This is a genomic window from Paenibacillus canaveralius (assembly GCF_047238265.1).
Classification (GTDB): domain Bacteria; phylum Bacillota; class Bacilli; order Paenibacillales; family NBRC-103111; genus Paenibacillus_F.
Genome location: NZ_JBDFMM010000001.1, coordinates 2,671,945 through 2,693,928, shown reverse-complemented (window position 1 = coordinate 2,693,928; position 21,984 = coordinate 2,671,945). Strand labels below are relative to the sequence as shown.

The following is a 21,984-nucleotide window of genomic DNA, read 5'->3' as shown; positions in this document are numbered from 1 at the left end:
CCCAACAGGCACGATTTTGACTTTCCTGTGCAGCCTTTTTACTTTATGACGCTTGTATTTCCTTCCGGTGACAGCGGCTTTGTGACGATTATTTCGGTCCGGGATATGCGCGAGGCAAGTTCAACGGCATATCTCTCTTCCGTAAAAAGGATCCGTACGCGCTCTTTCACATCTTCGAAAGGCTCGTATTCCGCCTTTCCCCGTTCCGCGCACCGGATGACATACAACCGGTCCCCCTCCCCGATCACTCCGCTCAGCCCGCCCGGTTGAAGCCCTTCCGCCGCTTGAAGCAGCGCCGGATACTTCTCCGCGTCCGCCTTGCGCTGTTCCGGCTCGAACCACCGCACTTCCGCCGTTAGACCGCTGTCAGCCTGCCCGGCCAGGTTTTCGAAAGCTTCTCCCGCCTTAAGTCCGGCCGCCGCTTCGTTCAGCTTCGCTGCACCGCTTTCGCTGTTTTCCGCCGATAAGAGCTCCAGGCGGATCCGGGACGGACGCATGAACCGCTCGTCCTTCATGCGTTCATACGCGGCCCGCAGCTCGGCGTCACCGGCGGCAAAATCTTGTCCGGCCAGCGCCTCTTTCAGCCGAATCTGCAGATTCGACTGCTCGTACCGGTAGAACCCGGCCGGATCGTAAACGAGCGGGCCGTAGACGGGTTCGCCGCGGCCGGCCGCGGTTTTACGCCTGGCGTTCTCCCGCTCCCAGCGCTTTTCGAAGTCGCCGAAACCGAGGCCGCCGGCCGCCACACCTTTTTCCCTCGCCCACAGCTGCTCGGTTTTGAGCTCCTTCACCCGTTCAAGGGTCTTCGCGTCCAGTTCTTCCGGTTTAACCGTGCTTCTCAGCATGTCGCGGACCAGGGCAAACTCGCCGTACTGGACAGGCTCGTTTCCGATAGAAGCGACGACGGCATACGGCTCCGCCGAAGAAGACGTATAGTGCGTAAATCCTGCCGCCGCAGCCCCTGCCGCCAAAACGAAAGCCGACACGATCATAATACGGGCGAACCGTTTTTTCTTCCCTCGCGGGTTCTGTATGGGCTTTCTTTTAGTGCTCATCATGACCCCCTCCTTCCATGATTCAGCTTTGCTTTTCCCTATCTTAAAAAAGGCCGTGCCGGTTTGCCAGGAACTTCATTGACTTTTTAACGCTAAAATGTGAACGATTTTTACTTTTTTCCCTATAGGTTCCCATAATCCGGCAAAATAACTTCGCCTCTATAGCCCGGTTGAGTCATGTTATTTTTCACATTCATGGATATAATTGGTTTACGGAATTCCGGAACTACACAAGAGGAGGAAGAAAGACATTCATGAAAACACGTAAATATCATTTGTGGGTAGGGTTGATCGCGTCGATATTTATTTTTGTGGAAGCGCTAACAGGCATTCTTCTGGTCCACACAAGCTCCATGGGTTTCAACAAGCAGGTACAAACCTACGAAGCCCCCGCGGCTTCGAGCTCCGGTCAGCAGCCATTGAATGTGGCCGAAGCCGTTTTGAAAGCGAGCCAATCCGGCGCCTTTGATCTCTCGCAGGCCCGGCTCGTCATGAACCATACGCTTGGAGACGGGCATCACGGAACGGCGGGAGATTACAAAGTCCGGCTGCGCGACGACGATCAGACCCTCTATGTCATCGATCTGTACGGGAATGTGATTCGCAAGGAAGTAAACAATGTCAACAATTTCGTCCGGGACCTCCACTTCGGCGAGCTGTACGGAAAAGATATTACGTGGTTCGTCGATATCGCGGCCATTTCCATTATGTTTCTGACCGCCACCGGCATTGTCCTTTCCATTCGTGTTCTGAAAGCGGGGTCGATACGCAAAAACAAGCGCAAAAAGGCGGAAGCCGCAGGCTAGATCTGAACTTATAGAGGAGGTACGGATAATGTCCACGATTCTCGATACGATCGGCAACTCCCCTCTCATACGGTTAAACCGGCTGGTGGAGTCTGCGGATTCGGAAATTTATTTGAAAATGGAGCGGACCAATCCCGGCGGCAGCATTAAGGACCGTCCCGCGCTCTACATTATCGAGGAAGCGGAAAGAAGAGGCTGGCTCAAACCCGGCGGCACGCTCATCGAATCGTCTTCGGGTAATTTCGGGATCTCGCTGGCCATGATCGGTGCGGCCAAAGGGTACCGCATCATCGTGCTGGTGGACCCGAAAACGACTCCCGTCAATCTGGCCATGATGAAAGCGTACGGTGCGGAAGTGATCGTGGTCACCGAACAGGATGACAGCGGGTCTTACCACAAGACACGGATCGCGCTGGCCAACAAGCTGCACCGGGAAATTCCCGGCTCGTTCCGGCCGGACCAGTGCTTTAACCCTTGGAACGGGGAAGCTCATTATGTTCAGACGGCGAAGGAACTGATGGACCAAAGCGGCCACCGGATCGATGCCGTTATCGTCACCGTCAGCACAGGCGGACAGATCGGAGGCCTCTCGCGCTACATCAAGGAATACGCCCCGCATGTGAAAGTGATTGCGGTCGATGCGGTCGGCTCGACCATTTTCGGAGGCAAAGCGCACGCCTATCTGCTGCCGGGCATGGGCCTGAGCTGGACGCCGACCAATGTAGACGATTTGCGGCGCATCGACGAAGTTTACAAAGTTCCCGATGAGGATGCGTTCCTCATGTGCCGGATGCTTGCCAAGCACGAAGGCATTTTGGGCGGCGGCTCGACGGGAGCGGGAATGGTCGCGGCCTGGAAGCTCGCACAGCTTATGGGCAGCGGCAAAAGGATCGTGTGCGTTGCTTCCGACAACGGAGAACGCTATCTGCCGACTATTTATAATGACGATTGGCTTCAGGAACGCGGAATTTTAACGGATATCGGCCTGCAGGAAATGAAAGTCCGTGTCCGCCAGCTGCCGCCCTACAGCAGAAATCCTCCCGAAACGGCCAACTACAAACCCGAGCTGGCCGAGCAGTCGGATTCCCCCAGCCGCTTGATTTCAAGGGAGCTGTTCCGGCATGGATAACCCGTATTCCTTCCGGGCTCTGCAAGTATATGCGGTTACGATTCTCTTTTACTGCATTGTCTACATGGTGCTGATGATTCTTCCCTTTTATGCCATCACGGCCGGCGCCGGCGAAATGGAAATCGGTCTTATCATGGGGACGACGATGTTCGCTTCCATGATCTGCAGACCTCTGGCCGGAAGCGTTATCGACCGGTATGGAACCCGGAAAGTATTTGTGCTCGCCCTGCTTCTTTTTACCGTTTCTTTAGCAGGCTATTTCATTCCGAATTTGTGGCTGTTCGGTCTGGTCCGTGCCGTTCAAGGCATCGTAGCCGCTTTCTTCTCCACGGCCATGGAGATCATTACGATGGACCTGCTTTCCGAGAAAATGAGAGCGCAGGGCTTGTCCCTTTATTCCCTCGCGACCATGATTCCTTCCACCTTCGGACCGACCATCGCCCTGCTTCTGAAAGACTGGCTGCCGATGACTATGATTTTCGGTTCGTTGTTTATGATGAGTGCGGGAATTTTCCTGTTCGGGCTTTCGCTTTCCAGACAGATGAAGCCGGCACCTGGTGTTCCTGCGGCAGAAGCGGCGGATGATCCGGCAGCGGCGGGTCCTCTTTCCCGAAAAGGCGTATGGAAAAGCCGAGCTCTGCTTCTCTCTTCCGCCGTTATGCTTCTTGCCTCGGTCGCCAACGGCGCCATTTTCACCTTTCTGCCCCTGTATCTGGAGAAACAAGGATTAAAATTCGCGGAGCTGTATTTCCTGATCCAGACGCTCGTGCTGGTCTTGACCCGGTTCGCGGGCCGGAAATATATTCCTTCCGACGGCAGCTTTCCCGGGAGGATTCTGTTCCCCGCTCTCGCTTTAGCCTGTCTGGGCTCGCTGATTCTGGGAACCAGCCTGTCACCTGCCGCGCTGTCGGCCGCCGCTGTTTTTAACGGCATTGCGTTCGCTCTGCTGTACCCGTCGCTGCTGACCTACGTGTCCTTCTCCGTGCCGCATTTTGCGCGCGGACTGTTGATCGGTCTTTTTATAGGCGCCGCCGATCTCGGATTTTCGCTGGGTGCTTTAGCCATGGGGCCTGTCGCGTATTCCTTCTCGTTTCCGGTCATGTTTATTACGGGAGGCGCCCTTTGTTTCGTGGCCGGTTTAGCGGGCTTAGGCTTTCGCGCGCGGCGAAAGGAGAAGGGAAAGAAGACGACGGCGGCAGGTTTGTAGATGCTGCTTTTATCCCGCTTCGGCTGAATTCGTACGACAAATCGCGTATATTGTCTAGTTTATTCCTCTCCGCCCCGTGTCCAAGTAATTAGGGAGAGGAGCTGATGAGATTGAATACGTATAAAGAGACAAACAACCATGCTTATTTCATAGGAGGCGGCATCGCCTCTCTGGCGGGAGCCGTCTTTCTGATCCGGGACGGCGGCTGGACGGGCGAACGGATTCATATCCTGGAAGACCGCCCGGTAAACGGGGGTTCGCTGGACGGAAGCGGGAACGAAGAACAGGGCTACGTGATCCGGGGCGGCCGGATGCTGAACGAACCGACCTACGAATGCACGTGGGAGCTGCTGGATTCCATTCCTTCGATCGATTCGCCCGGCAAAACCGTCAAAGACGATATCTACGCCTTTACGGAAAAATATCCGACCCACGCACAAGCGCGCCTCGTGGATAAGGACCGGAATATCGTCGATGTGGAGCATATGCTCTTTTCCAATAAAGATCGTCTTGCTATCGGCAAGCTGCTTGTCACACCGGAAGATCGTCTCGGCAAGCAAAAAATTAACGAATGGTTCGAGCCCGAATTTTTCGAAACGAATTTCTGGTTTATGTGGGCGACGATGTTCGCTTTTCAACCATGGCACAGCCTGGCGGAGTTCAGAAGATATATGATCCGGTTTATGCATGAGTTTCCACGCATCCATACTCTAGCCGGTGTCGCCCGCACGCCTTACAATCAATTCGATTCGATCGTGCTTCCGATCCAGAAATGGCTGGAAAACCAGGGCGTCCGGTACGAGAGAAATACGCGTGTAACCGATCTGGATTTCATGCCGGATCCCACGGGAAAAAGCCGGGTAACGGCGCACCGCATCCAGGTCGTTAAAGACGGGAATACAGGCTCGATTGAGGTAAAACCGGATGATCTCGTTTTCTTCACAAACGGTTCCATGACGGAAAGCTCGGATCTCGGTTCGATGACCTCCGCACCTGAACTCGGAGGAAAAGGACCTTCGTTCGGGCTGTGGGAAAAAATTGCCGCAAAGCTTCCGGGCTCCGGCAATCCGTCCGCTTTCGACGACAGTATCCCCGAGTCCAAGTGGACATCGTTTACGGTCACGTGCAAGAACCCGATGTTTTTCGACTTTATGGAAAACTTCTCCGGCAACAAAGCGGGAACGGGCGCGCTCGTCACCTTCAAGGATTCCAGCTGGCTGATGTCCGTTGTGCTCGCACACCAGCCGCATTTCCGCAACCAGCCGGAAGATGTGCAGGTGTTTTGGGGCTACGGCCTTTTCCCGGACAAACGGGGGGATTTCGTTCCCAAGAAAATGTCTGAATGTACGGGAGAAGAAATTTTAACGGAACTGCTGTCTCATCTGAAGCTGGCGGAAAAACTGCCGGAAATGCTGGATAGCTCCATCTGCATCCCCTGCATGATGCCGTTCATCACAAGCCAGTTCATGCCTCGTGAAGAGGGGGACCGACCGCAAGTCGTTCCGGACGGCTCCGGTAATTTCGCTTATATCGGGCAATTTACCGAAATACCGGATGATGTCGTGTTTACGGTGGAATATTCCGTCCGAACGGCTCAAACGGCTGTCTATAAGCTGCTCGGCATCGACAAAAAGATTCCCGAGATGTACCACGGGAACCATCATGCCAAGGTGTTGTTCGATTCGCTGGTGACTATGGTCAGATAGCCCTGCTCCGAGAAGCTCCCGTCAACCGGCGGGGGCTTTTTGAGATGCCTGCTACATTTCCCTGCCCCCGCTGACCGGCAGGTAAGTGCCCGTCAAATAAGAACTGTCTTCTCCCGCATACAAAGCAATCACGCGGGCGACCTTGGAGGTGCCGTGCGATATGAACAGAGGTGCCGCATGAAACTAAGACACTTCGCCGGAACGAAGTGTTACGATAGGATACGCAATTCTCCCGCTAATCAGGTAACTGGTAACTTTACCTTGCCTCCTTTAAACCGGACCGCTTCCGGCATAAGAACGATGAAAAACCAGGACAGCGGAACACTGCCTGGTTTTTTGCCGCTGAATAATAACGACTCCCGTTCTCACTCATTCAATACGTCTTTTATCTAAATTTTCAAGACTTTTGAACTCATACCCCTGCTTGCGCGCTTCATCGATAATTTTGTCCAGAGCATCGGTATTGTCCTTTGAAATCGAGTGAAGCAGAATGACAGCGCCCGGATGAAGCTGGGCAACCACTTTATCGAAGGCATATTTCCAGCCTTTCTGATCTCTCACGTCCCAGTCTTTATAAGCGACCGACCAGAATACGTTGGTGTACCCCTGTTGTTTGCTTACCTCCAGAACCCGGTCGCTGAAAATTCCGCGCGGCGGACGCATGAAAGTCATCGTCTGCACACCTGTCAGATTAGCGACGGCATTTTTGACCCGGTCCAGCTCGGTCTTAATTTTCTCATCGGAAATTTGGGACATATCCGGATGACTCCAGGAATGATTCCCGATCAGATGGCCTTCGGCCGTCATCCTTTTAACCAACTCAGGTTTATCCTCGACAAAATGGCCGGTTACGAAAAACGCCGCGGGTACCTGTTTGGCTTTCAAAACATCCAGTATTTTGGTCGTACACCCGTTCTCATACCCGTTGTCGAAGGTGAGATAAAGTTCTTTCTTATCGGAATTCCCCAAAAAAACAGCATCATGTTTCTCCAAAATGCTCTTGAATCCTTCTTCATTAATCGAAGCGGGCTTCCCTTTCTTACTCTTCTTAAATCCGAAATGATAAGGCTTATTCCCCCCGTCGGCTGCCAAGGTATTTAAAGGAAACAGTGTGATGAAAAGGGTGAATAAAGCAAAAACGATCGTAAACCGCTTCATGATTTCCCTCCGTTTTTCATAACTTTGATTCATTTGGTAATATGTCTTTTACCGGAAGGATTCATGCGATTTCATGCTTTGGAACTTTGTGGGACCTGACAAAAAAATACCCGCCGGGACCGGCGGGTATTTTCTCTTAAGTGGAGCGTGTTTCTTATTTGTTGCTCGAAAACGTATCTCCATCCTCGATTTTTCCCGATTGATAGCCTTTATTGAACCAGAATTTTCTTTGTTCGGAAGTGCCGTGCGTAAAACTTTCGGGAACTACGTAGCCGCGCGCTCTTTTCTGAATCGTATCATCCCCGACCGCGCTGGCCGCCGTTAACGCTTCCTCCAGGTCCCCCTCTTCAAGCACGTCCATCCCCTTGGCATGATGCGCCCAGACACCCGCGAAATAATCCGCCTGCAGTTCAAAACGGACGAGATATTTATTAAACTCCGTTTCACTCATCTTTTGACGCAGCGGCATAATCTTGTCGGACGTTCCGAGCAGCGTCTGAACATGGTGTCCGACTTCATGAGCGATGACGTAGGCCATCGCAAAGTCTCCCGGTGCCTTGAATTCCTGCTTAAGTTCGTTATAAAAACTTAGGTCGATATACAGCTTGCGGTCACCCGGACAATAAAACGGTCCCGTTGACGAACCCGCAGACCCGCATGCGGACTGCACTTGGTCCGTGTACAGAACTAGCGTCGGTTTTTCATAAGTGAGACCCCGCTCCTTAAACTGGGCGGTCCAAACGTCTTCCGTATCGGCCAGCACGACCGAGACAAACTGGGAAAGCTCCTTCTCCTGCTGCGTTTCCTCGTACGGCGCGTTTGATCCCTGGCCCGCCCCCGTCAAATTGCCTAACAGATCGCCGGGATTACCTCCGAGCAGGGTCATAAGGAGCACGATAATGATCCCTCCGATACCTCCTCCGACGAGCGTTTTACCGCCGACACCCCTCCGGTCCTCCACATTTGAACTTCCTCTTCTTCCCTGCCATTTCATCGCTTGTCCTCCCCCTGTTGTAAAGAAACAATTCCGGTTAGAATGAATGATTTATATAGGTATATACCCGATCTGCACAGTCAGAAACTCAACGAAAACATCCCACGGGTTTAACTATCCAGTCCTTTCCATAAAAACAAAAAGAACCGCGTATACCGCGGCTCTTTCAACAGAAAGCATAACCTCATTATTTCCAAATTATACGGCGCTTTATCCCTGAGCAGCCGCACTCTCGTCCATATAAATATACTCCCAATGATGACCGTCGATATCGCGGAAGCTCCACGTATACATGAAACCATGATCCACTTTGTCATTCATCGGGCTTCCTCCTACCGCCAGCGCCTTGTTTACAATTTCCTCCACCTGTTCTTTGCTGTCGGCAGACAGCGCCACAATAACTTCTGCACTTCTTCCCGTATCTGCAATTTCCTTGTTTGTAAACGTTTTGAAGAAATTCTCTACCAAAAGCATCACATAAATTGTATCGCTGACAACCATGCAGGTTGCATTTTCGTCCGTAAATTGGGGATTGAATTCATAACCGAGCGCTGTAAAAAACTCAACGGATTTGTCCAAATTTTTAACCGGTAAATTCACAAAAATTTTGTCCGATTTAGTTGCCATGCAGAAATTCCTCCACATCGTCTAATGAATTTTCCGGAAGATCTTTCCGGTTGCTTTTATTGTAGCATGGGTTCCAGGCCGGCATTTCTTTTAAATTGCGCTCTTCGTTTCGGGAGTATATTCAGGATAACCGTCTTAACAAACGATCCTCATCTTGGTTAATCACCGTCATTCATGTCCTCTGTACCGGGAACTGCATGTTCTGAAGCGTTTAGCGATATGTTGCTGTCTCATTCCAATATACGTACATACGTTCACTTTAGAGGTATAATGGGTACATAAGAGGAGGTGCTTCCGATTATGCCAGAACGGCTTCAAATAACGATTAAATTGGAGAGTCCCGCAGCCGATAAATGGCAGGCGATTATCAGCAACGATGCTTCATTCGACGGCGTCTTCTTTTACGGAGTGAAAACGACCGGTATTTTTTGCCGGCCCTCCTGCAAATCCAAAGAACCCAAACGGGAAAACACCTGCGTTTTCCAAAATGCCCAACAAGCACAGGAGGCCCGGTTTCGCCCCTGCAAACGTTGTAAACCGACCGGCAACCGGCTTCCCGATGACGACTGGATCGAGCAAATCGCCCATTACGCGGATCACCATTATAAACAACCGCTGACGCTCAGAAGCTTCGCGGAAATCGGCCACGGCAGCCCTTATCATCTTCAGCGTACGTTCAAACGAGTCAAAGGAATGACACCGTCGGAATATCTACAGCACATTCGCATTGAAAATGCCAAAAGTCTGCTCGGAACTTCATCCTTATCCGTATCCGACATAGGTTCCAAAGTCGGCATCCCGAATACTTCTTATTTTATTACCCTCTTTAAAAAGAAAACCGGATATACGCCGGCGGGCTACCGGCAGTCTCAATGCCGTACTCATAAGATTGAAGGCTGAGTGTCGTTGCGGGAACAAATAGGGTCCGTCATAAAAATTGTTTAAAATTAATCTGAGGAACGGAGATGTTATGAAACTGGAATACGGTTATAAAACGCCCAAAACTCTGCTTAATAAAGGAACGGGGTTCCTTGCCGGATATACCCATTCGCTGAATCCTTATACCGGATGTTCTTTCGGTTGTTCATATTGTTATGTAAGAAAAATGCCTGTCTCTACTTTCCGCGGGGCCGAATGGGGTACTTGGGTGGATATTAAGCAAGATGCGGCCGAACTGCTCCGCAAAGAATTGCGCCGGGCGAAAGCGAAAGGGCCCGTCACGATTTTTATGTCATCAAGCACGGATCCGTATCAGCCTGTCGAATACAAAGAAAGAATCACCCGTTCTCTGCTGGAAGTGATGACCGAAGATCCGCCGGACTTTGTACTGGTGCAAACAAGAAGCCCGTTGGTAACGCGGGACCTGGATCTGTTTCTCCAATTGAAGGACAAAGTTCGAGTAAGCATGACCGTAGAAACCGACTTGGATGAGATACGCAAGCGCTTCTCCCCGGGGGCACCTTCCATACAAGCGCGGCTGAAGGCTCTTGAAACGTTAAAGGAAGCCGGAGTACCCTCGCAAGCTGCGATTGCTCCTCTCCTGCCAAGCAGTGAACGGTTTCCGGACCTGTTAAAACCGGTCGTGAACCGGGTTTGTGTGGACGATTATTTTATGGGGGACGGCAGCGGCGGGAAAAGAACCGGGAGTTTGAAAATGGAGAACATCTATATGGAGCTAGGATTGGAAAAGTGGTATCATCCGCATGCTTACCGGATTGTAGTAGAACGCTTGAAAGAAGTGTTTCCCGAGAATGCGATCTTTATAAGCCAGGAAGGTTTTGAACCGTAGACTTCAATCGGGCAGTCGTGTGCAGACCAATCATAAAGGCAAAAATCCGCAGTCTGCGGATTTTTGCTTTAATTAGACTCTACTCCGAGTCTCTGCATGCGGATGTGTCGGACGTAATCATCCACGAGATGCCGAACTTGTCTTCCAGTTGGCCAAACAGGGCACCCCAGAAAGCCGGCTCCAGAGGTTGTTTAACATTGCCGCCCTTCGACAAATTGTTAAAAGCCGTGTGAGCTTCTTCTTCGGTAGCGAATTCAAGACAGAGACTTACCATATTTCCCGGTGTCAGCGCTTCAAACATCGAATCCGACATGAGAAAAGTAACTCCGGCCGCAACCAGGCTCAGGTTAATGACTTTATCTTTCAGTTCTTCTTCACTCGCGCCCGGAACCTGACCGTACGTCGTAACCGACGTGATCTCTCCTCCCAGCGCCCCTATGTAAAATTCAGCTTGTGCCCGCGCGTCCTCGGAAATAATATACGTCGTATGTGTAGCCATACATCATCATCCTCTCGAAAGGTATATGTCGTTTCTGTAACTATCGTAACACCGATACCTGACTGATATTTCTTATAAATTGCGGTCATGCTTGGAAAACCTTTACGGTTACCCGCTGCCCGGTGAGCTTCCCCGCCTCAGAAAGTTATTCATGAGTACCGGCAGAGAGATTAGAATCGGCGGATCGTCATAGCGCGGAACGTGCAGAGTTACGAGCTGCTGCGGGACGGGGATACCCGGTTTAACGACGATCGGTTCTCTAGAGCGGGTACGCAGCGTCGCTTCCGGCAAAAGAAAGTCAACCGCCTTCGTTCCCCAGGATACGGAGGTCGCCATCAGGTAATAAGTGCCCGGCTTAACATCCGCAAGGCAGAAGCTTCCCAGCGAGGAAAGCAACGTGCCGTACAGCGGCAGCCCTTCCGGAATCGGTTTGGCGAACAGACCGAGCAGAATGATGCCCTCGAACGGGATCGCGGCTTGAACGATCCCCTCGATTGTTCCGAAAGGCAGCCGTGCGGCGGGTTCGGGCATCGACCAGTCATCGAGCTTGCGCAGAGAATGGAAGTGGCTGTCGGCGAGGAGAGTAGAATTCCGGAATTCCGACGGAGTCATTCCTACTTTCTCGGTAAACCGCGTTGTGAAAGTACCCAGGCTTTGCTGGCCGATTTCAAGACCGATGTCACGGATGCTCAAATTCGTACGGAGCAGCAGATCTTTGGCTTTCTGAAGACGAAGCGATGAAACGTAGTATTGAGGAGTAAGTCCGGTTTTTTCTTTAAAAATTCTTGTAAAATGATACGGGCTGTAAGCCGCGTAAGCCGCCAATTGGTTAAGCGAGAGAGGTTCGAAAATGTTCTTCTGAATATACAAAATAACCTCATCGATTTCGGAATACCGGTCAGTCAAACGCTTCACCATCCTTGTATTGTTTGCTCACCCATTTTACCACATCCTTCCTTGCATGGGTACGAACAAAACATTAAATAACGAATGTTTGTTCCCTTTTTTACTCATAAAAAAGCCTGCCCGGCAAAAGCGGCAGGTCTTTTTGTATACAGCTGCACCGGACTGAAACGGTTAAAACACTTTCGTCGTCCAGGATTCGCAGTTCCATGTCTCCGTCACGACTTCACGATAAAATTCGGGTTCGTGGGAAATCAGCAGGATACTTCCTTTGTAAGCTTTGAGGGCACGGGCCAATTCTTCCTTCGCGTCGACGTCCAAATGGTTGGTCGGCTCGTCGAATACAAGCAGGTTGGTTTCGTTGTTGATAAGCTTGCAAAGGCGGACTTTGGCCTTCTCACCACCGCTCAGCACCGTGATTTTACTCTCGATGTGCTTGGTCGTCAATCCGCATTTCGCCAGAGCGGCCCGCACTTCAAACTGGGTATACGAAGGGAATTCCTTCCATATCTCATCGATGCACGTGTTGTAGTTAGCCTCTTTCATTTCCTGTTCGAAATAACCGATACTCAGATGTTCCCCAAGCTGAACGGAGCCCGAGAGCGCGGGAATCTCGCCGAGAATGCTCCGCAAGAGCGTCGTCTTACCGATCCCGTTGGCACCGACAAGGGCGATTTTCTGCCCGCGTTCCATACGGAGATTGAGCGGTCTGGACAACGGCTCTTCATAACCGATGACCAGGTCTTTCGTTTCGAAAATGAGTTTACCTGACGTTCTGCCTTCTTTAAAATTAAACTGCGGTTTCGGCTTCTCTTTGGCGAGCTCGATAACGTCCATTTTGTCGAGTTTCTTCTGACGGGACATCGCCATATTCCGGGTGGCAACGCTCGCTTTGTTACGGGCCACGAAGTCTTTCAGGTCCGCGATTTCCTGCTGCTGGCGCTTGTAAGCCGATTCCAGCTGCTGTTTTTTCATCTCGTAAACTTGTTTGAAATGATCGTAGTCGCCTACATACCGGTTTAATTCCTGGTTTTCCATATGATAAATCAGGTTAATGACGCTGTTCAGGAACGGTATGTCATGTGAAATGAGAATAAAAGCGTTCTCGTACTCCTGCAGGTAGCGCTTCAGCCATTCGATATGCTGCTCGTCCAGATAGTTGGTCGGCTCGTCAAGGAGCAGAATGTCCGGCTTCTCCAGCAGCAGCTTCGCCAGCAGCACCTTGGTGCGCTGACCGCCGCTGAGATCGTTGACGTCCTTGTCCAGACCGATATCGGTAAGGCCGAGTCCGCGGGCGGTTTCCTCGATTTTGGCATCGATCATATAAAAATCCTGATTCGTCAGCGTATCCTGGATCGTGCCGACGTCTTCAAGAAGCTGTTCCAGTTCCTCCGGCGTCACGTCGCCCATCTTCTCGTACATGCCGTTCATTTCCTGTTCCATATCGAACAGATATTGAAAAGCCCCTTTGAGGACATCACGGATAGTCATGCCTTTGCTGAGAACCGCGTGCTGATCCAAATAGCCGACCCGCATCCGTTTCGACCATTCCACTTTGCCGTCATCCGGCTGGAGCTTGCCTGTAATAATGTTCATGAAGGTAGACTTACCTTCTCCGTTGGCGCCGATTAATCCGATGTGCTCGCCTTTAAGGAGGCGGAAGGATACGTCGTTGAAAATCGCGCGGTCTCCGAACCCGTGGCTCAGTCTTTCTACGTTTAATATGCTCATGAATAGACACCTTTTCTTATAAACTTTTTACTTGCTTTATTATAAGCGTTACAGGGTGGACAACTCAATGCACGTTTGAAAAAAAGCCGTTTTCTTTCAAAGTTTCCGCATCGGCGGCAGCCATAAAAATAAAACGAAAACAAAAGATGGAATTTATTGACATTCCAAAAACTGTCATGCTAGAATTCTGGTAAATGTTGTAATTCCATAGATTCTATTAGTTTCTCCCTTCCTTTCTCCGGATGTTATTGCTGGACGGCAGTGAACACACGACCGACAAAGTCTTCCGATATGAAGCGCCCTGCGCTTACATATAAACCGCCTGCGCGGTAATTTTATGGAGAAGGTGAGGAAGAAACATGGTGAAGAAATGGTTATTGTCTCTCGCTCTCGCAGGCTCGGCCCTACTCGGCGGGCTGGCCGGACAAGCCGAATCATCCGCGTCGGCAGTCCCTGCAGCAGCACCGGTTGTCGTAAAGGGAGGCGACTTGAACTCCCCTGCCGAATTCAAGTCCGGCCGTCACGCATTGCCGGATTCAAGCAAGCCCCTGGAAGCTCCTCAGTCACTGGAAAAAGCGGCGCGCAATCAAGGATTAACCGTGAACGTGAATGCCGCGCTGAACAACAATCCCAACAATGCGGCGCAAGTCGTAACGGGAGCCGTTTATTCCGACAAAATTACGGAAGCGGACGGACAGCGGTGGTACGTTTTCCAAACGACCGCTCCGGGCAAACTTACCGCCTATCTTCAAACGATTCCTTCCGCTTCCATTGATTATGATCTCCACTTGTTCCGGTACGACCCGGCAACAAGCAGCCTCGTGGAGCAAGAGACTTCCTCCTACGGCCCTCAATCCAACGAGCAAATCAGCAGAATCGCGCCTGCGGGCATCTACTTCCTGGCAGTTTCGGCCTATACGGGATTCGATGCCAATACAGCCTACTACTTTACCGTCGTAGAATCCGCATCCTACGATACGGCTGAGCCCGATGATAATATCTGGCATGCCCAGCAGACAACAGATTCGTTTACGGTCAGCGGCCGGACGATCGACAACAGCCTGGACGCCGATTGGATCAAATACACGGTTACCGCCGCAAAATCTTTCCATATCAAACTGGCCAACAGCGCACCGGGCACTACCTATCAGCTGCAAATTTTCAACCAGAATTTAGGATCGGTCGGTACAGTGGACCAGAACAAGGATGTGGACGGTTCCCTGTCTCCCGGCACCTATTATTTGCGGGTGGTATCCTTGAATTCGTTTAACGCTTCCGTTCCGTATTCACTTACTTTCGGCGAGTTCAAAGCTCCGGCATCGGTAGATATCGTAAGCATTAAATCGGATCCGAATGTCGACGCCGGCCAGCGGATCAATTACGGAGAAGGAAACAAATGGAGGATCCAGAATTACTTGACGGTGACTGGTCTCGCCAAAGACGCTTCGGGAGCGCCTGCTTTCAATGCTCCGGTTACCGTCTATATACAAACCAAACTTAACAACAAAATTTACAGCGGAACGGGCACGACGAGCAGCAACGGAACCTTCAGCGTAACGATCAGCGGAATACAGCCTGCCATCGGACAAAATGCGTTCTACGGCTACGCTTCCACCCATTATTACGATATTATCCCTATTCTCTTCTACTCCGGCGGCACACAGCTGAGCGCCAACGACAGTTCGCTCTATCATTTCGGTTATTCCATTTACAGCCCTCATTAACTTCTTGCATCCCGTAAAAAAGAGCCCGACCTCGTCGGGCTCTTCCGCATGCCCCTAGAAAGGAGGCAGCTGATCCAGATTGTTAGACTTCACTCCATCGGGCTCACTGCGGAGGATGTCGCGTCCGTACCGGTGAAATACATCCACATGGGCCAGAGCGCCGGATTTGGCTTCATTCAGTGCGGATACATAGTCTAGCTCACGCCCCGAAGACGTTTTTACGGCAATAATATCCCCGTCGTCGTTTTTGCGGACGGCTACAATCGATTCCAATCCGTCCCCAGCTGCCGCCTGCGACTGCTCCTGAAAGGCCTGGAGCTCTCCCTGCTGCTTGTAATTCTCGTAAATCGCCTCAAAATCTGTGTTCGTCGGTCCTTCATTCATCTGAATCACCTCGGTTATAGCATGTCTGTTTTTGCGTTCTTTTATGAAAGACCCGCACCCGGGCCGGGGCGCTGCCAAAGCTGTCCTATTCCAAGCAGCAGCAAATGTCTCATTCAAGTTCCCCCAGGATGCCGGCTGTTTCTAACTCATATACAAGCGGTCATTCGGCCGGCCGTTATGCTTGGTTACGTTTCATCAGAGCCTGAATCGTATCGGTAATTGCTTTCTCGTGAGGCGTCCAAACGATCGGACCGATTTCCTGCTCATACTTGCGGCCGCTTAACACGAACGGTTCTTCCGTCAAGTAGAGCATTTCGACGACTTCCTTCATAACGGGATTAAAAAGCCCCGCCAATGACAAGCCTATTCGTCCGAGCGGGAATACCGCCTTCCGCTTACCGCTGGCCCGTTGTGCGAGCCGGACGATTTCTTTTCCCGATAGGAGTCCGGGTCCGGGAATGTGCCAGTTCTGCCCTTCCGTACCGTCGCGGCCGGCAATCTCGACAATCATCCGGGAGGCGTCCGGCAAATACACATACTCCCGCGGAACGGTCATATTGCCGATAAAGGCAGTCGGCTTCCCGGCGGCTATCGCTTCCATGGTAACGGAAAGATAGGAAGCCTGGGCGGAAGGCCCGTAATAATCGGGCAGCCGGACGATAAGCGGTTTCGCTTTCTTCCACCGCGATGCGAAAATCAGCTGCTCGTACGCAAGCCTCACTTTTCCCTTACGCGTATGCGGATGTTTGGGATGATCCTCCTCCGCCTTCGCCGCGCCGGTTCTCCTGCCGTACGGATAAATTCCGTCCACCACAACCACTTTGACGGCCAGGTGCTCGGCAGCTTTCATAACGGCTTCACCTAGCGACAGAAGTCTCGATTCCATTTCGTGGTATGGAATGTTCGCGCTGTGAAACAGGACATCGGCTCCTTCCGCAGCTTTGATGATGTCGGCGCATTCGAAGGCATCTCCCTTTACCAGCTTGAGATGTGCGGGATTTCCGAGCTCCTGCTTCAGCTTTTCCAGTTTAGCTGCGGATCGGCCGAAAGCTACCGTTTCTATCCCTCTCTTGACCAGCTCCTCCGTAAGAGTCGTTCCCACTCCGCCTGTCGCACCCAAGACAACCGCTTTTTTCATTAAAATCGCTCCTTTTATATTATTGATTGACCAATTACTAATATTCAAAAAAATTTCCCGTACCCTGTTTTATTTTTTTAGCATCAAGTCCGGCAGCCCGATCGCCATCGATACATTGCACAGCATGCCTCTGGCCAGAAAATCCGATGTCCGCTGCTCCGCATCCTCCATGCCCGCCTCTTCAAAAGCGTTCAGCACAAGCCGTTTAACGCGGCTCATCCCCTCCTGCATCGCCCTGCGGACCGCTTCTTCCTGAATTGTCTGCGCCTGCATTTGAAGCAGAATTTCACTCCGGTGAGCGAGCAGAATGCCTTCGTAAGCTTCAATGAAGCCTCTCTCCAGCGTGTCGGGAGAAGCCGATTCCAGCACCTGCCGGAAAGCCGTTTCTATCCGCTGCCACGACACTTCCAGCGCTTCGACAAGCAGCGATTCTTTGGTGAAAAAGCGGTACACGTACGGCTGGGATATAGCGGCACGCTCGGCAACCTGGGCCGTAGTCGCGCGATAATAGCCGATTTCGGCAAACACTTCGATGGCGGCCGATACGATATCGGTCCTGCGGCTGGCGGAGGACGTATTTTTTTTGACCATAAGCCGGCTCCTTTTCTGAATATCATATTTATTGATTGGCCAATCACTAATTTAAATCCATCTTATGCCACTCCGTGCAAATTTGCAAGTCTTTCTCACAAAAAAATCAGACTGCGTACAGTCTGACTTTTTTTATAACACATCCGCAGTGAATGTAAAGCAGGCTCCGTCCCTTATTCTTCCGGCAAAAGCAGGCTGTGCTGGCACACGGTTTGCAGATCTCTCCACGTCCGGTTAACCGGACTGTCCTCCATGGCCGCCGACAAGCCCAGCAGCGAGAAGAGCTCAAACGTGCCCGTCAGCACGTCGCGTACCGTACTCAGGCATTGTTCGGACACCCGCTTCTCGTCAGCCTCGGACATTCGTCCGTGCCGGACTAGCTCTTCCCATGAGCGCGTAATGGCCGAATAGAAAGCGGACTCACTTTTTTCCAGAAGGGCTTCCTGCTCCTCCAGCTTCCCAAGGACATGCGGTTTCCGTTCCTTCAAGCGGATATATGCGCGGGCCTCTTCCGCGAAATGTGCGGCGATGCCTAAAGCGACCGCGGCAAACGAAGCCTGGGCAAACGGGACAAACGGGTAGCGGTAGATAAGCTCGTCTTCGTATGCGTGGACTTCCGTGAACAGAAACGTCATCTTGTCCGGGACGAACAGACTCCTCAACGGAAACGCTGTGGCTGCCGGTCGCCTTAAGGCCGAACGTATTCCAGTCCGGGTGAATACGGACCTCATCGGGCATGAAAATAAACGAGCGGATTTCCGCTTGCTCTCCCCCTTCCCGCCCCTCCGGCTCTTCAACCGCACAGTTAGCGGTGAACATTGTGGCATGGGCGGCCCCGCTGCAGTATTTCCATCGGCCGCTCACGAGATAGCCTCCCTCGACCCGTTTTGCCGTACCGGTTGGGGCGCCGCTACCCGCAACGACGGCTTTTTCACCGCTAAACAAGGCCGCTCCGACTTCACGCTTCATTAACGAAGCAAAAAAACCGCCGCCCGCTCCGATGGTCACCAGCCAGCCGAAACTTCCGTCCGCCCGCGAGCATTCCCGGAAAATCCGGAGAGCGTCCGGAAGCGGAGTCATCCGCCCGTTCAGATCGTCGGGGACGAACAGCTTGAACCACCCCTTTTGATAAATCAGATCGAGCAATTTTTGCGTCAGAGTTCCCTCCGACTCCATACCTCGCGATTGTTCTCTGATCCGCTGCACGTCCTCTTGTGTGAGTATCATAAGGTACCGCATCCTTTTGTTTATGTTTGAATGGATCTTTGGGTTCTCGGCTCTTTGCAGGCAAGTTCCCGTATATGTAAGGCTCCTTGTATTTTAACACGGGACAGTACATCGTTCACGGCGATTTGCCGGCTGCCGCTTTTATAAGGACTTGTAAAGAATGGTTATAAAGGAAACTGTCCCTCGGAAGACGGCGGCGGCTGTGATAAAGTGAATGTATCTTAAAAGAGGAGGCGTTACGTGTGGTAGATTTTATCCGGGTCAGATCTTTGCACATCTAAAGATGATGTCAAAGACTCTGTGTGTCGCATGCAGAGGACTACGGGATAGGTCTGTCATTTTACAGGTAACCCTCGGACGGTTAAACGGAGAGGTTCATCTATAGACCCTATATATCCGCAGGGCAGGAAATCCGCGCGATTTCCGTGCCCGGTCCTCTTGTATCTTCAGCACGGGAAATATCTTGTGCTGTTTTTATTTTTTTATCGAGAGGATGATTGGTTTGAAACGACACCCACAAAAAGCGATTCTTATCGGGATTCATCCGGGCAACCGTTCGGATTTCGGCTATTATATGGAGGAACTTGCAAATCTGGCCGCAGCGGCCGGTATTGAAGAAGCCGGCATGGTGACCCAGAAGCTGAGCCGCAGCAATCCTTCCCATTATATCGGAAAAGGGAAAATCGGCGAGCTGCTGGAGCTCATTCATGCTCGGGAGGCCGATCTCGTCATCTGCAACGATGAGCTTACGCCTTCCCAGCTGCGCAATCTGGAAGCGGCCTTGGAGCGGACCGTTATGGACCGGACGGCCCTTATTCTCGCGATTTTCGCCGAGAGAGCCCGGACGAGAGAAGCCCAGCTCCAAGTCGAGGTGGCCCGGCTTCACTATATGCTGCCCCGGCTTGTCGGTTTGCGCGAATCGCTCGGACGGCAGGGCGGCGGCTCGGGACTTAAGAACAGAGGCGCCGGGGAAACGAAGCTGGAGCTGGACCGCCGCAGAATCGAGGAAAGGATCGTTATGCTTCAGAAGGAGCTGGAGCAGCTCGTCAGCCATCGTCAAACCCAGCGGAAGAAACGCCGCAGGAACGATGTGCCCGTCGTCTGCCTGGTCGGCTATACGAATGCGGGCAAATCCAGCCTGATGAACGCGATGATGAAAACCCACAATCCCGGCGCGGGCAAGGAAGTCATGGCGGAGAACCGGCTGTTCGCGACTTTGGAGACTTCGGTTCGCAGCATTACCCTGCATGACCGTAAATCTTTTCTGCTGACCGATACGGTCGGATTTGTCAGCCAGCTTCCCCATCACCTCGTTAAAGCGTTCCGCTCTACGCTGGAAGAAGTTGCGGAGGCGGATTTGCTGGTGCACGTCGTCGACAGCTCCAGTCCGATGTACGAGCGGCAAATCGCGGTAACGGAGGAGACGCTCAAGGAGCTTGGTGCCGACCATATCCCCAAGTTGTTCGTTTACAACAAGGCGGACTTGGCCTCCCTCCCGTTTCCTAGCGTGGATAACGGCAAAATCGCGCTCTCGGCCAAACTGGGTTCCGGAATCTCCGAACTGACGCGGGAGATCCGGGAGCGTATTTTCGAACGCGATGTCCGGTGCGAAGTTCTCGTCCCTTACGATCAGAGCCGCGTGACCGCTTATTTCAATGAGTTTGCCAACGTCCGTTCTGTCAGCTTCGAAGCGGACGGCACACGGCTTACTCTGGAATGTCCCGAATCCGTGCTGGAACGCTACCGGGGCTCCTACATTCCGCTTTTGGAAAGCGGTCATTTTCCCGGCAGGTAACACACCTGCACATCATGTACCCGCAAGCGCCCGGTCATAATAACGAAACTAAGATACCCCTTGATGTCCGCATGACGCGGCAGCGGCGGGTATCTTTTCTTTTGACTCCACTTCCCCTTCCCATAGAAAAAAACCTCCCCGGTCCGGAGAGGCTTCATGATTGCGGCTTGCACAGGATTATGCCGTTATAGCCATTTACATGAATGTGGTAACGATCAGAAATAAATTCAGAAAAATTACGATTGCGGCGATAATCCAACCCAGTACCGTCGTCCATCGCTGATTGACGAGTCCGCCCATAATCGAGCGGTTGCTCGTAAAGAGCAGCAGAGGCACCAGCGCGAACGCAATGCCGAACGACAGCACAACCTGGCTCATAATGAGCGCTTTGGTCGCGTCGATTCCCATGATGATAATGACCAGCGGCGGAATGGTCGTAATGGCGCGGCGCAGGTACAAATTAATCCGCTTGTTAATGAAGCCCTGCATGACCACGTCCCCGGCCATCGTTCCGACAGATGCGCTGGAAAGACCGGCAATCAGGAGGGCTAAACCGAACGATACGGCGGAAACCGGACCGGCCAGCTCGTAAAACTTGTGGAACGCGTCATCGAGCTCTTCCACACCGAGTCCGTTTTTGAAAAACAAGGCGGCGGATATAATGACCATCGCCATGTTTACCGCGCCCGCGATCAGCATCGCCAGCACGATATCGATAAATTCAAGTTTAAAAATCCGTTTCTTCTCTTGCTCGTTCTTGCCGACAATCCGTTTCTGGGTCAAAGACGAGTGCAAATAAATGGCGTGCGGCATGACCGTAGCTCCGAGCATCCCCGCCGCCAGCAAAATGCTGTCGACCCCTTCGAATCTGGGAGTGAAAATACCGGCGGCTACCGCCCCCCCATCGGGCTGCGCGTTAATCACCTGAAGCGTGAAAGAGCAGACGACGATCAAGATCATCCCGGCTATTCCGGCCTCAAGCCATCTGTATCCCCTCCGCTGCAGCTCAAGGATAGCGAAGGAGCCTACCGCCGTAATCAGCGCGGCCGGCAGCATCGGAATGCCGAATAGCAGATACAAGCCCAAGGCGGCGCCTATGAATTCGGCGAGATCCGTCGCGATGATGACCAGTTCGCTTTGAATCCATAAGAAGATAGATACCGGCTTCGGAAACCGCTCGCGGGCGACTTCCGGCAGGTTCATTCCCGTCGCAATGCCGAGTTTCGCCGATAAAGCCTGAATAAGAACCGCCATCAGATTCGAGACGGCAATCACCCAGAGAAGGAGATAGCCGTATTTCGAACCCGCCGTTATATTGGTTGCGAAATTTCCCGGGTCCAGGTAAGCGACCGCCGCGATGAAAGCAGGCCCCAGAAAAGGAAGCAATCGTTTGAGTCCCTTCACATCCCCGTTCAAAACGGATTCTGCGGTAAGAGGTATTCGTTTATATTTCGTGATGTCCTGTTCAGCCATATCCCTCACCTCTTGCCTTAAAAGTTACCTGCGTGCATAAATGTTTCT

At 52.1% G+C, this 21,984-nt stretch carries 20 protein-coding genes; 8 read left to right on the top strand and 12 right to left on the bottom strand.

Annotated features, from left to right (window positions below; translation table 11 throughout):
• Window positions 1-38 precede the first annotated feature (38 nt).
• Window positions 39-1,058 carry a peptidyl-prolyl cis-trans isomerase gene (locus ABC395_RS12415; RefSeq protein WP_413003424.1) on the bottom strand — a complete coding sequence of 340 codons (1,020 nt, stop codon included), beginning with the start codon at window positions 1,056-1,058 and terminating at the stop codon, window positions 39-41.
• 251 nt (window positions 1,059-1,309) lie between these two features.
• Here ABC395_RS12415 and ABC395_RS12410 point away from each other — a divergent pair, with 251 nt between their 5' ends.
• The 4 genes from ABC395_RS12410 (at window position 1,310) to ABC395_RS12395 (ending at window position 5,903) form a co-directional block, all read left to right on the top strand.
• Window positions 1,310-1,861: a PepSY domain-containing protein gene (locus ABC395_RS12410; protein ID WP_387537537.1), complete on the top strand. Its 552-nt coding sequence runs from the start codon at window positions 1,310-1,312 to the stop codon at window positions 1,859-1,861.
• A gap of 28 nt (window positions 1,862-1,889) precedes the next feature.
• A complete protein-coding gene (locus tag ABC395_RS12405; protein WP_413003422.1) occupies window positions 1,890-2,990 on the top strand; it encodes a PLP-dependent cysteine synthase family protein in 1,101 nt (366 codons plus the stop codon).
• Window positions 2,983-4,197, top strand: a complete 1,215-nt coding sequence (gene cntE / locus ABC395_RS12400; RefSeq protein ID WP_413003420.1) for a staphylopine family metallophore export MFS transporter CntE — start codon at window positions 2,983-2,985, stop codon at window positions 4,195-4,197. The genes ABC395_RS12405 and cntE overlap by 8 nt, the downstream gene beginning before the upstream one ends.
• Before the next feature lie 104 nt (window positions 4,198-4,301).
• The gene (locus ABC395_RS12395; RefSeq protein ID WP_413003418.1) at window positions 4,302-5,903 is read left to right on the top strand and encodes an oleate hydratase; all 1,602 of its coding nucleotides are present in this window, start codon (window positions 4,302-4,304) and stop codon (window positions 5,901-5,903) included.
• 369 nt (window positions 5,904-6,272) lie between these two features.
• On the opposite strand, the gene pdaA is transcribed toward ABC395_RS12395, so the two are convergent.
• From pdaA to ABC395_RS12380, 3 genes are all read right to left on the bottom strand, one after another.
• Window positions 6,273-7,061 (bottom strand): delta-lactam-biosynthetic de-N-acetylase, encoded by a 789-nt coding sequence (gene pdaA, locus ABC395_RS12390; RefSeq protein WP_413003417.1) that lies wholly within the window; start codon window positions 7,059-7,061, stop codon window positions 6,273-6,275.
• A 154-nt stretch (window positions 7,062-7,215) separates the two neighbouring features.
• Entirely contained in the window at window positions 7,216-8,055 is an 840-nt protein-coding gene (ypfJ, locus tag ABC395_RS12385; RefSeq protein WP_413003415.1) for a KPN_02809 family neutral zinc metallopeptidase, read from the bottom strand.
• A 210-nt stretch (window positions 8,056-8,265) separates the two neighbouring features.
• A complete protein-coding gene (locus tag ABC395_RS12380; RefSeq protein ID WP_413003413.1) occupies window positions 8,266-8,682 on the bottom strand; it encodes a VOC family protein in 417 nt (138 codons plus the stop codon).
• 300 nt (window positions 8,683-8,982) lie between these two features.
• On the opposite strand from ABC395_RS12380, the gene ABC395_RS12375 reads away from it, so the two are divergent.
• Both ABC395_RS12375 and ABC395_RS12370 read left to right on the top strand, forming a co-directional pair.
• Window positions 8,983-9,582 (top strand): bifunctional transcriptional activator/DNA repair enzyme AdaA, encoded by a 600-nt coding sequence (locus tag ABC395_RS12375; RefSeq protein WP_413003411.1) that lies wholly within the window; start codon window positions 8,983-8,985, stop codon window positions 9,580-9,582.
• 70 nt (window positions 9,583-9,652) lie between these two features.
• Window positions 9,653-10,471 (top strand): SPL family radical SAM protein, encoded by an 819-nt coding sequence (locus tag ABC395_RS12370; protein WP_413003410.1) that lies wholly within the window; start codon window positions 9,653-9,655, stop codon window positions 10,469-10,471.
• Between the two features lie 79 nt (window positions 10,472-10,550).
• Here the strand turns inward: ABC395_RS12370 and ABC395_RS12365 are convergent, their stop codons facing one another.
• The 3 genes from ABC395_RS12365 to ABC395_RS12355 form a co-directional block, all read right to left on the bottom strand.
• On the bottom strand, window positions 10,551-10,970 hold the full coding sequence (locus tag ABC395_RS12365) for a VOC family protein (protein WP_413003408.1): 420 nt from the start codon (window positions 10,968-10,970) through the stop codon (window positions 10,551-10,553).
• Between the two features lie 108 nt (window positions 10,971-11,078).
• Entirely contained in the window at window positions 11,079-11,876 is a 798-nt protein-coding gene (locus ABC395_RS12360; RefSeq protein WP_413003406.1) for a helix-turn-helix transcriptional regulator, read from the bottom strand.
• 171 nt (window positions 11,877-12,047) lie between these two features.
• Window positions 12,048-13,604 (bottom strand): ABC-F family ATP-binding cassette domain-containing protein, encoded by a 1,557-nt coding sequence (locus ABC395_RS12355; RefSeq protein ID WP_413003405.1) that lies wholly within the window; start codon window positions 13,602-13,604, stop codon window positions 12,048-12,050.
• A gap of 359 nt (window positions 13,605-13,963) precedes the next feature.
• Here ABC395_RS12355 and ABC395_RS12350 point away from each other — a divergent pair, with 359 nt between their 5' ends.
• The gene (locus ABC395_RS12350; RefSeq protein ID WP_413003403.1) at window positions 13,964-15,328 is read left to right on the top strand and encodes an Ig-like domain-containing protein; all 1,365 of its coding nucleotides are present in this window, start codon (window positions 13,964-13,966) and stop codon (window positions 15,326-15,328) included.
• A 54-nt stretch (window positions 15,329-15,382) separates the two neighbouring features.
• Here ABC395_RS12350 and ABC395_RS12345 read toward each other — a convergent pair whose 3' ends face one another.
• The 4 genes from ABC395_RS12345 to ABC395_RS12330 all read right to left on the bottom strand — a co-directional run bounded on the left by ABC395_RS12345 (window position 15,383) and on the right by ABC395_RS12330 (window position 18,103).
• The gene (locus tag ABC395_RS12345) at window positions 15,383-15,712 is read right to left on the bottom strand and encodes a DUF3892 domain-containing protein (protein ID WP_413003401.1); all 330 of its coding nucleotides are present in this window, start codon (window positions 15,710-15,712) and stop codon (window positions 15,383-15,385) included.
• A gap of 175 nt (window positions 15,713-15,887) precedes the next feature.
• Window positions 15,888-16,850, bottom strand: coding sequence for an SDR family NAD(P)-dependent oxidoreductase (locus ABC395_RS12340; protein WP_413003399.1), 963 nt, complete (start codon window positions 16,848-16,850; stop codon window positions 15,888-15,890).
• Window positions 16,851-16,919: 69 nt separating this feature from the next.
• Window positions 16,920-17,441: a TetR/AcrR family transcriptional regulator gene (locus ABC395_RS12335; RefSeq protein WP_413003397.1), complete on the bottom strand. Its 522-nt coding sequence runs from the start codon at window positions 17,439-17,441 to the stop codon at window positions 16,920-16,922.
• A gap of 173 nt (window positions 17,442-17,614) precedes the next feature.
• Window positions 17,615-18,103, bottom strand: coding sequence for an acyl-CoA dehydrogenase family protein (locus ABC395_RS12330; protein WP_413003396.1), 489 nt, complete (start codon window positions 18,101-18,103; stop codon window positions 17,615-17,617).
• A gap of 1,058 nt (window positions 18,104-19,161) precedes the next feature.
• Between ABC395_RS12330 and hflX the strand changes: the two genes are divergently transcribed.
• Window positions 19,162-20,463 (top strand): GTPase HflX, encoded by a 1,302-nt coding sequence (gene hflX / locus ABC395_RS12325; RefSeq protein ID WP_413003395.1) that lies wholly within the window; start codon window positions 19,162-19,164, stop codon window positions 20,461-20,463.
• Between the two features lie 195 nt (window positions 20,464-20,658).
• Here hflX and ABC395_RS12320 read toward each other — a convergent pair whose 3' ends face one another.
• Window positions 20,659-21,936, bottom strand: a complete 1,278-nt coding sequence (locus ABC395_RS12320; RefSeq protein ID WP_413003393.1) for an Nramp family divalent metal transporter — start codon at window positions 21,934-21,936, stop codon at window positions 20,659-20,661.
• Between the last annotated feature and the right edge of the window lie 48 nt (window positions 21,937-21,984).

What these genes read in the sequence shown, in the direction of transcription:
- ABC395_RS12350 (WP_413003403.1), top strand. Translation starts at nt 13,964, where the DNA reads ATGGTGAAGAAATGGTTATTGTCTCTCGCTCTCGCAGGCTCGGCCCTA.
- ABC395_RS12405 (WP_413003422.1), top strand. Translation starts at nt 1,890, where the DNA reads ATGTCCACGATTCTCGATACGATCGGCAACTCCCCTCTCATACGGTTA.
- hflX (WP_413003395.1), top strand. Translation starts at nt 19,162, where the DNA reads ATGATTGGTTTGAAACGACACCCACAAAAAGCGATTCTTATCGGGATT.
- ABC395_RS12335 (WP_413003397.1), bottom strand. Translation starts at nt 17,441, where the DNA reads ATGGTCAAAAAAAATACGTCCTCCGCCAGCCGCAGGACCGATATCGTA.
- ABC395_RS12395 (WP_413003418.1), top strand. Translation starts at nt 4,302, where the DNA reads ATGAGATTGAATACGTATAAAGAGACAAACAACCATGCTTATTTCATA.
- ABC395_RS12415 (WP_413003424.1), bottom strand. Translation starts at nt 1,058, where the DNA reads ATGATGAGCACTAAAAGAAAGCCCATACAGAACCCGCGAGGGAAGAAA.
- ABC395_RS12365 (WP_413003408.1), bottom strand. Translation starts at nt 10,970, where the DNA reads ATGGCTACACATACGACGTATATTATTTCCGAGGACGCGCGGGCACAA.
- ABC395_RS12375 (WP_413003411.1), top strand. Translation starts at nt 8,983, where the DNA reads ATGCCAGAACGGCTTCAAATAACGATTAAATTGGAGAGTCCCGCAGCC.
- ABC395_RS12410 (WP_387537537.1), top strand. Translation starts at nt 1,310, where the DNA reads ATGAAAACACGTAAATATCATTTGTGGGTAGGGTTGATCGCGTCGATA.
- ABC395_RS12380 (WP_413003413.1), bottom strand. Translation starts at nt 8,682, where the DNA reads ATGGCAACTAAATCGGACAAAATTTTTGTGAATTTACCGGTTAAAAAT.
- ypfJ (WP_413003415.1), bottom strand. Translation starts at nt 8,055, where the DNA reads ATGAAATGGCAGGGAAGAAGAGGAAGTTCAAATGTGGAGGACCGGAGG.
- ABC395_RS12370 (WP_413003410.1), top strand. Translation starts at nt 9,653, where the DNA reads ATGAAACTGGAATACGGTTATAAAACGCCCAAAACTCTGCTTAATAAA.
- pdaA (WP_413003417.1), bottom strand. Translation starts at nt 7,061, where the DNA reads ATGAAGCGGTTTACGATCGTTTTTGCTTTATTCACCCTTTTCATCACA.
- ABC395_RS12355 (WP_413003405.1), bottom strand. Translation starts at nt 13,604, where the DNA reads ATGAGCATATTAAACGTAGAAAGACTGAGCCACGGGTTCGGAGACCGC.
- ABC395_RS12345 (WP_413003401.1), bottom strand. Translation starts at nt 15,712, where the DNA reads ATGAATGAAGGACCGACGAACACAGATTTTGAGGCGATTTACGAGAAT.
- ABC395_RS12340 (WP_413003399.1), bottom strand. Translation starts at nt 16,850, where the DNA reads ATGAAAAAAGCGGTTGTCTTGGGTGCGACAGGCGGAGTGGGAACGACT.
- ABC395_RS12320 (WP_413003393.1), bottom strand. Translation starts at nt 21,936, where the DNA reads ATGGCTGAACAGGACATCACGAAATATAAACGAATACCTCTTACCGCA.
- cntE (WP_413003420.1), top strand. Translation starts at nt 2,983, where the DNA reads ATGGATAACCCGTATTCCTTCCGGGCTCTGCAAGTATATGCGGTTACG.